The 15531-nt window shown below is 50.3% G+C and carries 12 protein-coding genes; 2 read left to right on the top strand and 10 right to left on the bottom strand.

All coding sequences use genetic code 11. The annotated features are described in order from the left end of the window. Positions 1–220: 220 nt before the first annotated feature. Positions 221–2479 (top strand): helix-turn-helix domain-containing protein, encoded by a 2259-nt coding sequence (locus H8S75_RS22935; RefSeq protein ID WP_187023529.1) that lies wholly within the window; start codon positions 221–223, stop codon positions 2477–2479. Positions 2480–2644: 165 nt separating this feature from the next. Here H8S75_RS22935 and H8S75_RS22930 read toward each other — a convergent pair whose 3' ends face one another. The 9 genes from H8S75_RS22930 to H8S75_RS22890 form a co-directional block, all read right to left on the bottom strand. Then, positions 2645–3589, bottom strand: coding sequence for an L-lactate dehydrogenase (locus H8S75_RS22930; protein ID WP_002605530.1), 945 nt, complete (start codon positions 3587–3589; stop codon positions 2645–2647). Between the two features lie 314 nt (positions 3590–3903). Further along, positions 3904–5049 (bottom strand): glycerate kinase family protein, encoded by a 1146-nt coding sequence (locus H8S75_RS22925; RefSeq protein WP_187023528.1) that lies wholly within the window; start codon positions 5047–5049, stop codon positions 3904–3906. A 50-nt stretch (positions 5050–5099) separates the two neighbouring features. Continuing rightward, a complete protein-coding gene (locus H8S75_RS22920; RefSeq protein ID WP_187023527.1) occupies positions 5100–6491 on the bottom strand; it encodes a GntP family permease in 1392 nt (463 codons plus the stop codon). A gap of 150 nt (positions 6492–6641) precedes the next feature. Further along, positions 6642–7820 (bottom strand): CdaR family transcriptional regulator, encoded by a 1179-nt coding sequence (locus tag H8S75_RS22915; protein ID WP_187023526.1) that lies wholly within the window; start codon positions 7818–7820, stop codon positions 6642–6644. A gap of 19 nt (positions 7821–7839) precedes the next feature. After that, entirely contained in the window at positions 7840–8364 is a 525-nt protein-coding gene (locus tag H8S75_RS22910; protein ID WP_187023525.1) for a shikimate kinase, read from the bottom strand. Further along, positions 8364–8942, bottom strand: a complete 579-nt coding sequence (locus H8S75_RS22905; protein ID WP_187023588.1) for a flavin reductase family protein — start codon at positions 8940–8942, stop codon at positions 8364–8366. Before H8S75_RS22905 ends, H8S75_RS22910 begins: the two co-directional genes overlap by 1 nt. A gap of 17 nt (positions 8943–8959) precedes the next feature. Next, positions 8960–10630, bottom strand: coding sequence for a putative manganese-dependent inorganic diphosphatase (locus tag H8S75_RS22900; protein WP_187023524.1), 1671 nt, complete (start codon positions 10628–10630; stop codon positions 8960–8962). Positions 10631–11204: 574 nt separating this feature from the next. Further along, a complete protein-coding gene (locus tag H8S75_RS22895) occupies positions 11205–11990 on the bottom strand; it encodes a histidinol-phosphatase HisJ family protein (protein ID WP_187023523.1) in 786 nt (261 codons plus the stop codon). 128 nt (positions 11991–12118) lie between these two features. After that, positions 12119–13477: an MATE family efflux transporter gene (locus H8S75_RS22890; RefSeq protein WP_187023522.1), complete on the bottom strand. Its 1359-nt coding sequence runs from the start codon at positions 13475–13477 to the stop codon at positions 12119–12121. Between the two features lie 155 nt (positions 13478–13632). On the opposite strand from H8S75_RS22890, the gene H8S75_RS22885 reads away from it, so the two are divergent. Beyond that, entirely contained in the window at positions 13633–14568 is a 936-nt protein-coding gene (locus H8S75_RS22885; protein WP_243270404.1) for an AraC family transcriptional regulator, read from the top strand. Between the two features lie 72 nt (positions 14569–14640). Here H8S75_RS22885 and H8S75_RS22880 read toward each other — a convergent pair whose 3' ends face one another. Then, positions 14641–15423: a glucose 1-dehydrogenase gene (locus H8S75_RS22880; protein WP_002605517.1), complete on the bottom strand. Its 783-nt coding sequence runs from the start codon at positions 15421–15423 to the stop codon at positions 14641–14643. Positions 15424–15531: the final 108 nt, after the last annotated feature.

Here is a 15531-nt window from a genome sequence, read left to right as displayed (position 1 = left end):
ATTTTTCCAGCGGTCATAACCGCATACTGTTTTTGCTTTCTGCATTTGCCATTTTTTGCTTCTTTGCAGAATTTGCACTAGATTCCATGGGGCTTTCCGCCATTTTTTATTTATCTTTTCCTTGTCCTTATTTTCTTTCGCGGTACTTCGCTTGAAAGTGTTGTGCATTTACCATATAATAAATATTGTTAAATATCAGAAACGGGGGCGGTGATATCTTATGCTGAAAACAGGGAAAAAGCGAAAATTCGGGAGGCACTATATCCGCTATCTGATCTCCTATATGACCGTGCTCTTAATCCCTCTCGTCATCCTGACCTTCTTCTATTCATCCCGATTTATGAAGAAATTTTATGATGAGATCTACGAAACCGTAGACTTAGAGCTGCTGCAGATCAGCACTCAGCTCGACAATGAGCTGGAGTCCATGTTAAACATCGTAGGGCAGCTGACGCTGACCGGAACGATACACGATGCCTCCGAGGCGGAAACTCCACTGGCCCTGAGCCCGACCATCACCTATCTGTCGGCCTTAACCTCTGCGAACCCTTTTATCCAGGATATCGTTCTGATTCTGGATGGGAAAGAATACGTGGCCACCAGTTCCACGACCTGCCGGAAGGACTATTACTTCAGCCGCATTTTCCGCGTTCCCGGCATGAGCTCCAGGGAATTTCAGGATCTGCTTCTAAACAGCAAGGCCTCCTTCTGTCTTCCCAGGCAGAAGCTTCTCAACCTGGACTTAGGCCCTGCCGAGGCGAACGTCGTGCTTTTTTCCTACCCGGTCTTTACCGATTATCAGAAACACGAGGGCACAGCTCTCTTTTATGTAAACAACAGCTCCATCGAGGCACTTTTAAGCCAGAAGCTTCAGAGCTATCAGGCGCAGACCTATATCCTGGACCAGAACGGGGCCGTCGTAACCACCTCAGGGGAACACGATCGGATGCGCGGCATTTTAAGCACTTATCTGGGAGATTCCATAGAACTGTCGTCCACGACCAGTATAGATGGGGAAGAATACGTCGTCCGCACACACCGGTCCGAGAAAAATGGGTGGACGTATCTGGCTTTTATTCCGGACAGGCAGACCACATTTTCCCAGGTTTCTTCTATTATGAAAGAATTCCTGCTGGCTATCGTGATTATTCTGCTTATCGCCAGCTTCACCATCTTCTTTTTGCAGAAGGTGAATTACGCGCCCGTCCGCCGTCTGCGGGACAGGGCAAAGCTGATCTCCCCGGACGCAGCTTCCTACAACGAACTGGAAACCATTGCCGGAGCGCTGGATTACTTATCTACTCAGAACAGTTCACTGTCCACTCAGCTGGCCAACAGCCTCACAGCCGTTAAAAATGAACGCTTATACCGCCTCTTAAACGGCGCCTACGCTTCCAGAGAAGACTTCAATCTGGATTGTTCGGAGCTGGACCTCTCCCTGCCAAATGAGCACTTTACCGTCAGTATCGTGATGCTTCATAAACAGTTTGACAACTTGGACGGGCTGGCGCAGGAGATTAAGAAGCAGTTTTCCGTTCCTTATATTTACTATTATCTGCATAATTTCCATCCCAATCAGATCGTGCTGCTCATGAACCAGCCGGATCGTATGCCGGTCCCTGCAAGATTTTTCGGGGATGTGCAGAAATATTTATCCAGGCAGTACGGGCTGCTGACCACCGTCGGAATCGGCACCTGCGTGGACAGTACGGAGCGCATCGCCCAGTCCTACATGGAGGCCGTCAGCGCCCTGGACTACCGTTTCGTAAAGGGCAACGGCACCGTCATTGAGTTTCGGGAGGTCCTGGGGCCGGCGCACGCAACGGTTGTTTACCCTCACAAGGAATTTGAGAGTCTTAGAAATGCACTTTTTTCCCAAAATGAGCAGAACATCAGGGATGCCATTCAGAATATCATTCATTTTATGGAGCAGAGCCAGCTTCCTCTCTATCTGGCCAGAAGCATCTGTTTTGACTTAATCCATCTCGTAAATGAACACTGCCGCGGTCAGAAAAATGCAGCCTCCAACTCTCCGATCGAACTGTCGGGTATGGAGACTGCGCAGGAGATTATACAGATGCTCCGGGCCTGGAGCGAGCATTTGAGCGGGCTCACCACCTCCGCGGCCAAACGGGTCGTTCTGGATGAGGTTATGAAATACTTAGAGGCCAACTGCCTACGCTGCGATTTTTCCGCTTATGAGGCAGCCGGCCACTTCGAGATGACGCTTCCGGCCTTCAGCAAATACTTTAAAGATCATACCGGTCAGAATGTGATGGATTACACCATTCACCTGCGGATGGAACGGGCAAAAGAACTTTTACGTACCACCGCGCTTCCGCTGAAAGAGATTTCCGAAGCCGTAGGCTATTACAATATCTCCAGCTTTACGAGGCGTTTTAAATTAAACCAGGGGATTACCCCCAGCGAATACCGAAAGGTGTTTGTAAAAGACAGGTCGGAAAGACCATCATGCTAAAAGAAGTGTCAAAAAACTGGACATCTAATCTATCTGGCACACCAAAAAAGAGGCAGCATCCGGATATAATCTGGGATGCCGCCTCTGTTATTTTTAATTAAACTGTCAGTTATTTCGTTTTCTCCAGCATTCCCATTCCCGTAGCAATCTTCTTTAAGGACAGCTTTACAGCTTCAGCTCTCCAATAATCTTCTTCAGCTCCTCGGCCGAATACACCAGTTTTCCCATCTCCATTAAATCCAGCGGGATATCCAGCACCTTTTCCGCGCCTTCCTGGCCGACTACCGTCGGAATACTTAAGCAGATATCGTGAAGTCCATAAAGCCCGTCTAAGTACACAGATATTGGCATAATAGAATGTTCATTCCGGATCACAGACTCAGCGATTCTGCAGACCGCCATGGCCACACCGTAGTAGGTGGCACCCTTTTTCTCTATAATCTCGTACGCGCTGTCCCGGACGCTCTGGTAAATGCGGTCCATGGACTCCATATGATCGAAATATCCCCTCAGTTCACAAAAATGATTCAACGGGATCCCCGATACGTTTGCCGCGCTCCACACAGCCAGCTCACTGTCGCCGTGCTCCCCGATAATAAATGCATGAATGCTTCTGCTGTCCACGTCGAGATGGCGGCTCAATAGGTATTTCAGCCTGGCCGTATCCAGAACGGTTCCGGAACCGATGACTTTGTGACTGGGATAACCGGAAAGCTTAAGCGCCACATACGTCATAATATCCACCGGATTGGACACAATGAGCAGCGTCGCCTCCTGATTCTTTTCCACGATTTTCGGTATAATACTCTTATAAATCTCCACATTTTTATGGACCAGATCGAGCCGTGTCTCTCCAGGCTTCTGATTGGCTCCCGCTGTGATGATGATCATGGCACAGTCAGCGATATCCTCATAGCCTCCGGCCTTGATCTCCATAGGCTTCGTAAACGGCAGTCCGTGGCTTAAATCCATCGCCTCCCCTTCCGCCTTCTTTTCATTGGCATCAATCAGAACCAGTTCCGAAAAAATCCCCTTCTGTACAAGGGAAAATGCAATAGATGTTCCTACAAATCCACAGCCGATAATGGCTGCCTTCTGAATATTTATCATGATGAACTCCTCCTTTAACCAGGTTTATTTTATGCTGCTGTCCGGCACGGCATGACTGCACCGCCTCATGAACCGGAAAACAGAGTGCCTTCGCATAATTTACTCAACGGTACCGGCCGTGATATTTCCAGTCATTTCCATCTGGTTACAGTATAGCAGAGTTTATCATACACCGCAATAGTAATAATGATAATTAATATCATTTATTTGTCTTGCATTTCCTTTATTTACACAAAAAATGGCAGGACTGCGCAAATGATTGCGAAAGCCCTGCCATAAAATTTATCCTGTCAAAACACTTATCTATAAAAGCTTTATCGAACAGAAATCTTCATTCCCGCCTTTACCATACGGAATGCCCGCTCCGCCGCTCCGGCGTACAGCTCTTCCGCCCGTTCCAGCGCCTCATCCAGCCCCATGGCCCCGTTGATGGTGGTGATAATGCTGTCAATCCCGTGATCGAATATCATCTCCGCCTTATCGCCCATACCGCCGACGATGGCAATCGCCGGGATTCTCTTCTTCCGGCAGCGATTGCCGATTCCGCTGGGAACCTTTCCAAAGGCAGACTGCCAGTCGATTCTTCCCTCACCGGTTATGACCAGATCCACACCTTCCAGAAGTTCATCAAAATGAATCAGATCCAGCACGGTCTCGATTCCCGACTTCATCTCCGCCTTAAGGAATACACAGAATGCCGCTCCCAGACCGCCGGCAGCGCCGGAACCCGGAATCTGGTCCACATCGGTACCCATTTTCTCCCGGATCAGGGCCGCGTAGTGAATCATTCCCTGCTCCAGTTCATCTAAGATCTCCGGAGAGCCGCCTTTTTGCTTTCCAAACGTATAGGTCGCTCCGTCAGGACCCGTTAAGGGATTATTTACGTCACACATTATGGTGAACCTCGCATCCTTCACTGCACTGTGAAGTCCGCTGATATCAATGTCCGCCACCCGTGCCAGATCGTTTCCGCATCCGGAAAGCTCCTCTCCGTTCTCGTCCAGGAAACGAATTCCCAGCGCACGCATGGCTCCCATGCCTCCGTCGTTGGTCGCACTGCCGCCGATCGCAATCGTAATATCCCGGCATCCGCGGTCAAGAGCAGTTTTAATCAGTTCACCCGTTCCGTAAGTCGTTGTAACCCTTGGATCTCTTTTATCGACAGGCACCATCGGCAGTCCGGATGCCGCCGCCATCTCGATGACAGCCGCACCGTTCCCCGTCTCGCCGTAACGGCTGACCACCTCTTCCATCAGAGGACCGTGTACGTCTACTTCGTGGATTGATCCGTGAAGCACGGATATGACAGCGTCGATCGTACCTTCCCCGCCGTCGGCCACAGGAATCCCCATGGTCTCGCAGTCCGGGAACACATTCTTCGCAGCCGCGTCCAGAAGCGTTATAATCTGTTCAGAAGACAGTGTCCCTTTAAATGAGTCCGATGCAAATAAAAATTTCATTGTCACCTCTCCTGTCATTGTAATTAGTAAAATACTTCAACCTGTCTCCATTATCTGAATACTACGGATAATAAGAAGATCCAAACCATGGAGGCGATGCCAAGTACGAGTGTACATAACGTCTGTGTCTTATATCCCTGTTCCGGCTCCATCTCACCGAAGTTGGTAACTACCCAGAAGTAAGAGTCATTCGCATGGGAAACCGTCATTGCGCCAGCACCGATTGCCATAACCGCCAGCGCCGCACGTACCGGTGACGCGAGTCCCAGAACGCCCATGAGCGGTGCAAGGATACCGGCCGTAGTCGTGATGGCCACGGTCGAGGAACCCTGTGCCGATTTTAAGATAGCCGCAAGGATGAATGGGAAGAAGATGCCGATGCTTTCCAGTACAGACGCGTTGGAGGTGATATAATCAACCATACTGGTAGAGGAAATCACTTTTCCGAGCACGCCGCCCGCCGCTGTTACAAACAGGATCGGTCCTACTGTCTTTAAGGTATCATTGGTTACTCCGTAGAATTTATCCATCTTACCGGCCTGTGCCATCTGAATGACGCCAAATACGGTACCTACAGCCAGAGCGATAATCGGTGTTCCAAGGAATGTTGAGATATCGAATAAAAATCCGGTCCAGTGAGCCATGGAAGCGATTGAGCCGAGTGCCATAAGAACAATCGGCACAACGATCGGAGCCAGAGCGATAAATCCGCCCGGAAGCTTGCCGTATTCCGCAACCAGCTGCTCGTAGGTCTTCGTTACTTCACTGCTGTCCGCCTCGTCTTTTGCCCGAACCTTCCTGCCGATATATTTCGCATAGAAATAGCCGGCAATGAGCGGAGCGATCGATACGAGAACGCCCATTCCCATAACAAGGAGAAGGTTGTTTCCGATTCCCAGCGTGTTAGCCGCCGCAATCGGTCCCGGTGTCGGCGGAATAAATACGTGGGAAATGTAGAGACCTGCGGATAAGGAAACCGTCATCGCCACGCTGGAAGTCATGGTTCTCTTCACCAACGCCTTACGGATCGGGTTCAAAATTACGAATCCGGAATCACAGAATACAGGGATCGACACGACCCAGCCCATCAGAAGCATAGCCAGCTCCGGCCGCTTCTTGCCAACCAGGCGGATTACCATGTCTGCCAGCTTAAATGCCGCTCCGGTCGCTTCCAGGATGCTTCCGATCAAAGCGCCCAGGATAATAACGATACCAATACTGGTAAATGTGCCGGAGAATCCGGCTCCGATAACATTGGCAATGCCCTGTGTCACACTGCCATCCTCCGCCGTCACATTCACGAGCGGAATACCTGCAATCAGTCCCAGGATCAGAGACACCGTCATAATCGAGAGAAACGGATGAATCTTAAACTTGGAGATTGCCACAATCATAACAATAATTGCGATTACAAAAGCGATAATAAGTGGAAAACCAGTCATACCATGCCCTCCTTAATATTTGTGCACTTTGTCCTTTAAAATGCACGAAACACGTTTTACTATGTATATACTATACAATACTTAAGAAGGCACAGTCAATGTTCCTAAGAACATAAAATTATCACAATTTTTGTTTTCCAGCACATCCGCTTACCATTCTATCTCAACCTTTACATCCTGGAAAAACAGCATTGCCATATAAAAAACCGGAGCGTTGCTGATCAGTCTCACGTCGTAGCCGGTAAGCTCCGCCAGCTTTTTCAGCTTGTACGTCAGCGTATTTTTGTGAATATACAGCGCGTCCGCGGCGGACGTCAGCGATCCTTCCGCGGCGAAGTACGCCTCCAGGATATCGATCCATCCGGACAGCTCCTCATATGTGCAGTTTTGAAACAGCTTATGAATGTAGGCGATCTTCATCTGCTTCGAAATATCACCGGCAAACAGCTCCAGTGTCACCTGGTCATACGACCGGATATTGGAGGAGGAGATTCTCGCCGATCGCCACGCGCGGTTTGCCTGGCTGTATGCCGTCGGTATATCCTCAGACTTTCCGTCGATGCCGATGGCCAGCTTGATATGATACCGCTCCAGAACCATACCGGACAGCCTTTCCGCCAGCTCCCGAATCTGAGTGTCCGCGCACTGTTTGACCAGTATGATCTGGCGCCCTGTATTTCTCAGGATCATGTTGGTGGGAATGTACTCCACCACACTGGAGATATCATTCTCAATCTGCTCGATCAGCTTCTGTCCGTCCGCCGTGGATATATATTTCTCCAGCTTTCTGACGCTGACGACCATCACACGCCGCGGCAGGCTGATATCGATTCCCAGGGTGTACCCCCGCTCCGCCAGCGCCTGGGATTTTAACAGGCCGTTTCCCAGAATCCAGTCCTCCAGAAAACGGCTGACAACTCTGGTCTTCAGTCGTTTCTCATCCTGTTCCGAATTCTCACGAATCAGGATCTCCACCATCTTCTTAACAATTCTTCCGTAATCCTTTACCTGCTCATAGCCGCCGGTAATACCGATGACCCCGACACACTCTCCCATATGGATAATCGGAAGATTTAACCCAACACGGGTGGAGTTGGTCGCGCATTCTGGAGTTATGTAAAGCTCAGGAAGCTTCTCCCCGATCACTCTCACAGCGCCTTCATGCAGATGGCCGATCCGCGACTTATCCGTACTCGCGATGATTACCCCGTTTTTGTCCATCATATTGATGTTCTGATGGACGATGCCGCCGATATCATTTACTATGGCCTGCGCGCTGTGCCTCGTAAGCTCCAGTCCGTGCATGCCGGACAAATTCTCATTTTCCATAAGCCGCCCCGTTCCGTTGTCACGTTCTGAGTCCGTAGATATCCTCCAGCATTTCCCTTAACTGATCGACCGTCTGCCCCGCATCCCTGCCCGTTTCATCCACGGTAATGTCCGCGTATCTCTCATAATAAGGCACACGCTCCTTGTAGAGATCCCGCAGCGTCATCCCATCCTTCAGCACGACGCCGCGGTCCACCAGATTGCCCAGCCTGGCTTCCACCGCCTCATAGCTGAGCTTTAAATAGACCACCGTGCTGATCTTTTTTAAATGTTCCATGGCTTCTTTCCCATAGATCACGCTGCCGCCCGGCGCTATGATGCTTTTATGTACGGAAAGGCCGGCATTTATCCGGTTTTCCACCTCCATGAAGCCGCCAAGCCCCTCTTCGGCTATGATCTCCTTTAACAGACGGCCTTCCTTTTCCTGTATCACGATGTCCACGTCCACGAAGGAGTAGCCGAGACGTTTGGCAAGAAGAACACCCACCGTGCTCTTTCCCGAAGCCGGCATACCGATCAGTGTGATATTGTCCAGTTTCTGCATTATTTGTGCTTCCTTCCTTTCTTCTTCACCGAATACCCGAAGCTCCCCAGCTTTTTCCCCAGCTCAAAGTACTCGCCATGAGAGTAAGCCACCAGCCCGGTACTGTTTAAGTGGAATTTCCCGTTTTCATCCATGAACTTCTCGTTTACGGAGACGCCCACCACTTCCGCCAGGAACAAATCATGAGTCCCCAGTTTCTTCACTTCCGTCACGCGGCACTCCAGATTCACAGGACTCTCCCCGATCCCCGGCGCCTTCACAAATTTTGAGGGCGACGGTGTCAGCTTCATATCTTTATATTTATCTGTGTCCCGTCCGGATTTCACACCGCAGTAATCCGCGGCGTACACCAGATCCTTCGTAACCAGATTCACCACAAATTCCTTCGTCTCCATCAGGATTGCATGGGAATACCGTTCCGGCCGGACGGAGATGGACAGCATGGCCGGAGAAGAACAGATTGTTCCCGCCCACGCGACCGTAATAATATTGGGCTTTTCGCCTTCCCGCCCGCAGCTTACCATAACCGCGGGAACCGGATACAGCATATTGCCCGGTTTAAAGTATTGTCTCGCCATCATAATTCCTTTCTGTACTAGGCCTGAACTGCCAGCATGATTCCCGGAATCAGCTGTTTCTTCCTGGATACCACGCCCGGAAGGCTGACCACGTGATCCTTAACGCCTGCGCCCTCTTCCGAATACGTCCGGAATGCACCTGCGATCAGCTGCTCGGCTCCCTGGCCCTCACAGAGAAGCTCCGTGGACTCGGTCAAAATATTCGTCAGCATGAAGAACATCATATCCATACCGTGCTCCTCTCTGGCCTTCGCCATGTACGGCAGCATGCGGTCCTTTAACTCTTCTAGTTCACCCGCGTTTAAGGAGCTGATCTGTCCCACGCCAAAGGAAACCTTTCCGACCGAGAACTTCTTGAAATCCTGATAAAAAATCTCCACATCGGTCTTTCCCTTCAGATTGCTCCCCGCAGCAAACATGGAAGCAGCGTACGATTCCACTTCCACCCCGGCGATTTCAGCCAGATGGAGCGCCGCCCTCTTATCCACGTCGGTACAGGTCGGTGACCGGAACAGCAGCGTATCGGAAATGATGGCGCTGCACAGCAGACCGGCGATCCACGGTTCGATCTCCACACGGTTTTCCTGATACATCTGATAGACGATGGTCGCGGTACAGCCCACCGGCTGATTGCGGAAAAATACAGGCGCAATGGTTTCCACCGTTCCCAGTCTGTGGTGATCGATGATTTCCAGAATCTCGGCACTCTCCATGCCTTCCACCGCCTGACTCTTCTCGTTGTGATCCACCAGGATGATGCGTTTGCCCTTGGCACCTAACAGGTTCCGGCGTGAAATCATACCGCGGTATCTGCCATTCTTATCGAGAATAGGGAAATCGCGGTGGCGTTTGCTCGCCATCACGTCCTTGATATCATCAATATAATCGTCCATCTCGAACGTAATCAATGCCTCTGTCTTCATAAAATAGCTGATTGGCATGCTCTGATTGACAAGACGGGCAGCCGTAAAGGTATCATACGGTGTCGTCATAACCGTACATCCGTGCTCCTGCGCCAACTTCTTAATCGTCATGGAGACAGCCGCGCCCTCGCACACGATGATGCAGGCGGCGTCCATCTCAATCGCGCAGAGCTGGGATTCATACCGGTTCCCAAGAATGACTAAATCGCCCCTGGATATATAATACTCCATCATATCGGGATTAGCCGCCGCGATGAGAACCTTGCCCTCGTTGAAATACGATGTCTCATCCCCCACGATCATGGCCCCTTCCAGAGTCTCCACGATATTGGCGTACTGCGTATTGGCCTTGGATAAAATGCTGCTGTCATAGACGTTCATATAGGATTTTGCAATATCACCGACTGTGATAAGCCCCTCCAGCAGCCCTTCCTCCGTGACAGCCGGAATGGTGACGACGTTCGCCTCCTGCATAATATTCCATGCCTTCTTTAAGGAAAGGTTCTTCTTCACGCCCGCCGTCTCCCTGATCTCGATATCACGGACCTGCGTTTTGACGTTTTCGATAATCTCCGGGGCCTCCACATTAAAATGCTTTAAAACAAACTGTGTCTCTTCATTAACCGCCCCGGCCCGGCCCGGCTGGTAGTTCTCCCCCGTAACGCACCGTTTTAAGTTGGCATAACAGATGGCCGAACAGATGGAATCCGTGTCCGGATTCTTGTGGCCGATAACAATGGTTTTTCTGCTTATTTTCTCTCCCATGAAGCCTCCTTCTATTTTTCATAATCTGTTTACATGAAGTTCATATTTTATTCACATGTATTTTTTATACTAAATGCATAGGAAATCATTTATGCGAATTGATTATATCGTCAAATTGCACATAGATTTTTCATAATTGCCCCGGTTGCTCGTCGACCGGGGTCTCCTCATTTTTATGGGGATTTTTTGCGTAACAGAAAAGAGCTCCCGGGAAGGTACTTTTACTGCCCGCGTGTTCATTATAGCATAGAATTTCATGAAAATCACAGGAATTCCTCCATCTTCTTCGGATGGATGATGGATTGCAATATAGTATACCATATCCGTAAAAATTGTAAACATCCGGTAACTGCACAAATAAATAAAGAGTCCGGCTCGCCGGACTCTCGCGCCGGAGCGCGGTCGCTTCAGTGGCCATATTTCCTTAGCGCGGAGTGCGCATACCCCGGAGGGTTTTAGTTTCATAGGACGAATTTTCTATGAAACTAAAAAGGCCGCTGCAAACGGAGACGGAAGCTCTGGGCTTCCTCATTTGCAGCGGCTTTTCTGACGCGTTAATGGAATGTATTCTATATTACAGATCGTGGTAAACCGGCTCCATCCTGGAAAAGGTGTTAAACGTCCGATATCCCATGTCCTTCAGCACCTGTTTCACCTCAGCGATGTGGTCACCGAGATGCACCGTCTCATGGGTATCGGAGCCAATCGTCAGAATGGTTCCTCCCAGTTCCCGGTAACGTCTCAATATGGCGCGGCTCGGCATCAGATCCTTCAGGCCGTATTTGAAGCTTGACGTATTGACTTCAATGCCCTTTCCGTCTGCGATCACCTGGCGCAGAATCCGGTCCACCATTTCCATGATCCGGTCATCCGGATAGTCTCCGAAGCGGTCGTACCTCTTAATCATGTCTAAATGCCCCAATACTGAATATCCCCTGTACTGCCGGACCACATCGTAGATCGCCTCGTAATAGGCCGTCTGATACTCTTCCTGGCTCTTTCCTTCCTGGAATTCATAGTTCCAGAACTCCCGGTCTCCCACCTGATGGTTGCTCAGGATGACGAACTCGAAGGGATACCGTTCAAAGTCACGGCGAAACAGAGGAATGGTGTGGCTCTGCACCCCGAATTCGATCCCCGCCTTTATGGCGATCCGGTCCCGGTACCTCTCCTTAAGTCTCTCCACTTCCTCGAAATACGCCTCATAGCCGCAGTTTAAATCCGTCTTCACGCCGTAATCCACGTGTTCTGTAAATGCAATCTCGTCGAGCCCAATGGCCACGGCTTTTTTCACCATATCCTCCATGGGACATTCCGAATCATCGCTGTAATACGTATGTGTATGGTAATCCGCCAGCATGTCCTTCTCCTTTTATTCAGTACGGCCGCTAAGAGCAGCCTCTTCCGCCAGATCTTCCTCTGTAATCTCACGATCCTTATAGAAGTATCCGGTAAACAGTTTTCCGTCTGCAATACGTTCTTTCATTGTCATACAAGCTCCTCCCTGGTCAGGTTTCTGACCCACTGATATTTTTTATAATGGCGGTAGACCGCCGGAAGCTTCACAAACTCATCCAGGTTCAGCAGAAAATAAACCGCCAGCACCGGAAGCTTAAAGACAAAGGCCGCCAACAGGCCGATTGGCACGATAATCATCCACATCGTGACCGTGTCGCACAGGAAGCCGAATTTCGTGTCGCCTCCCGCGCAGAAGATTCCCGCCACCACCGTCATATTGGCCGACTTCGCAATCAGATAATACGCGCACATAAACAGCATTCCATGCAGATACGCCTGTGCCTGCGGGCTTAAATTGGCGGCATACCGCATGATCCAGGGACTGAACGCCAGCAGGATGACGCCGGACACGGCTCCCATTACCAGTGACAGGCGGCAGAGCCGTCCGCCGTACTCCCTGGCCCGGACAAGGTTTCCGCTTCCCAGCTCATTTCCCACGATGATTCCGCTTCCGGAGCCGATGCCGATGCAAAGACAGGAGATCAGGTTCTTCACGATTCCGGCGATGGAGTTAGCCGCCACGGCATCACTTCCCAGATGGCCCATAATCACGGTAAACATGGTAAAGCCGCAGCCCCACACCAGTTCATTGGCCATAACAGGGGAGGTATATTTGACAAAATCTTTCCGCAGCACGGCATGAGACTCTTTCAGAAGGCTCCAGCGAATCCGTACCACATCTTTCCTGCAGTTTTCCCACATCGCCAGACCTAACTCCGCCGCCCTGGCAATTACGGTCGCAATGGCCGCGCCGCTGATTCCAAGCTTAGGAAACCCAAACAGTCCGAATATCAAAATACCATTCAGCAGAATGTTTAAAACCATGGAGACCGAGCCAAACACCGTGCTCTTAAGCGTCCTGCCGCTGTTTCTCATGATACAGAGATAGATCTGGGAGATTCCCGCCAGCAGGTAAGACCAGCTGACGATCCTTAAGTATACGGCGCCCAGCGCGATCAGCGTCACATCGTTCGTAAAGATGCGCATCAGCGCCTTTGGGCAGAAGGCCGCTGCCGCGAAAAACAGGAACGAAATCACGAAGGAGTACTTGAGGACGATCGCCAGAATCTTTTCAACAGACAGCCGGTCATTCTTTCCCCAGTACTGCGCAGCCAGAATCGTCGTCCCGATGGTCAGGGCCGCCCAGAACAGGCTCAGGACAAACTGCACCTGCGCCGCCAGCGATACCGCCGATAAAGAATCCTGGTTCACCATACCGAGCATCATGGCGTCCGAAGCGCTGACCAGCGCCGACATCAGATTCTGAAACGCGATCGGCAGAACCAGAACGAATAAATTTTTGTAAAAGTGTTTGTCATTTTCTCTCATCAGAACTCCCCGTAAGCCGCCATCCACCGTGTGCCGCTAGTACAGCGCTGTGGTCTGGCTTTGATTTATATTTTATAATTATATTACTTGATATACGGGTTCAATATCGGTATAATCGTTATATATTATAACAATCGTATTTTATGGTGAGAACAATGCTGAATAATGATGGAAAGATAAATGTTGATGTTATGCAGGACGCCTCTGAGATCGTCCGCTACGACGAAACAGGCATACCGCTCTACATACAGACAGGAGAATTGTCCCGGTATCCGGACAGGAAGGCACTGTGCCACTGGCACGATGACCTGGAATTTATCAAGATTATCGATGGTGAGATGAACTATTATATCAATGGAAAGAATCTGGTATTGAAAGAACATGACGGGATCATGGTCAACACGAGGCAGATGCATTACGGCTCCTCCATCGACCAGAAGGATTGTTCCTTTCTCTGCATTCTCGTCCATCCCGCGCTGTTCTCGTCAAACAGGCTGATCTTCCGTAAATACCTGCTGCCGATTCTGGAGGACCGGGAAACAGAATATGTATATCTGGATTCCGGCTGCCCCGGCCATGCGTTTATTCTGGACAGTTTAACGGAAATGACGGAACTAAAACGGCAGGGGGAGTATGGGTACGAGCTGGAGATTATCGGACTGTTTTATAGGGTATGGAAGAGTCTTGCCCGGCAGTTTCAGGCCGGTAATCCTGCCGCACCGGGCAGTGAAGATATGGATACGAAGGTTCAGAAAGATATGGTTTCTTTTATTTACCAGCATTATACGGAGCGGCTGACACTGTCGGCTATAGCGGCTTCCGGCGGAGTGTGCCGCAGCAAATGCTGTCAGATATTCAGAAAATACTTATGCCAGTCGCCGATCGATTTTCTGAATTCCTACCGGCTGGAGGTTAGTTCTCATCTCCTTAAGAAGACGGATAGGAGCATTACACAGATCGCAACAGAGTGCGGATTTAACCACTTAAGCTACTATTCTGAGCTGTTTACACGCCATTACGGATGTACGCCCAGACAGTTTCGCAGGCAGTTTCGCGGTCAGCTTCCTGGCCGGCTTCCTGCAGACAGCTGACAAACCGGCTTGGGGGAAGGTAATATCTGCCGGGTTGTCAGCACAGTTCTATGCAGTTAATGTCACACGTGTTTAATAGGCGCTCCAGCCCCCGTCAATTGTCAGCGTCTCACCGTTGATGAAGGAAGCGGCGTCTGAAGCGAGGAATACTGCCGCAGTGGCAACTTCGTCCGCAGATCCATTGCGGTGGCGGCCGGAATTACCGGTTACGGCCTTTGTCAAGCCGAGCTTGCTGGGCTCTCTCATACCGCTTCCGATGTTGCTCTCAATGGCACCCGGACACAGCGCGTTGCATCGGATTCCTGCGTCGGAATACATGAAGGCCACGTTCTTCGTCAGACCTACGACGGCAAACTTGGAGGTGGTGTACGCCAGACCGCCGCGGCCGGCGCAGAGACCGCTTAAGGAAGCCGTATTGATGATCGTTCCCTCACGTTTCTCCTTAAGGAAATACTGGACCGCCTTCCTGCATGCATACATGACGCTGTTTAAGTTGATATTCATAATCCGTTCCCATACATCGTCCGGCATTTCCGCAATGGGAAGAAGGTTATCCAAAATTCCGGCGTTGTTGATGACCACGTCCACTTTTCCAAAGGCCTCGACGGTATAGTCAATCATCGCCTCCACTTCCTCTTTGCTGGATACGTTCACCTTAAGAATCTTAAGCTTATCGCCGTACTCCGGTTCCAGCTCTTCTAAAAGCGCCTTCAGGCTCGCTTCATTGATGTCCGCAGCCACTACGGAAGCGCCCTCCGCCAGGTAACGTTCCACCATAGATTTTCCAATTCCGGAACCTCCGCCAGTGATTACAGCTGCTTTCCCCTTTAATGCCCCAATCATACATCTCGTCATACTGAACTACCTCCTCTAAACTGATCTGACCCTGTCAGAATTTTGACTCAGTATAAAATAATTTTAGAAGAGTGTCAATATGGCCTGATTTTTCGTCTATTTTTTGAC

This window comes from Hungatella hominis, assembly GCF_014288005.1.
Classification (GTDB): Bacteria; Bacillota; Clostridia; order Lachnospirales; family Lachnospiraceae; genus Hungatella; species Hungatella effluvii.
The sequence above is the reverse complement of the archived record's forward strand: the minus strand, read 5'-3'. Positions and strand labels throughout refer to the sequence as shown.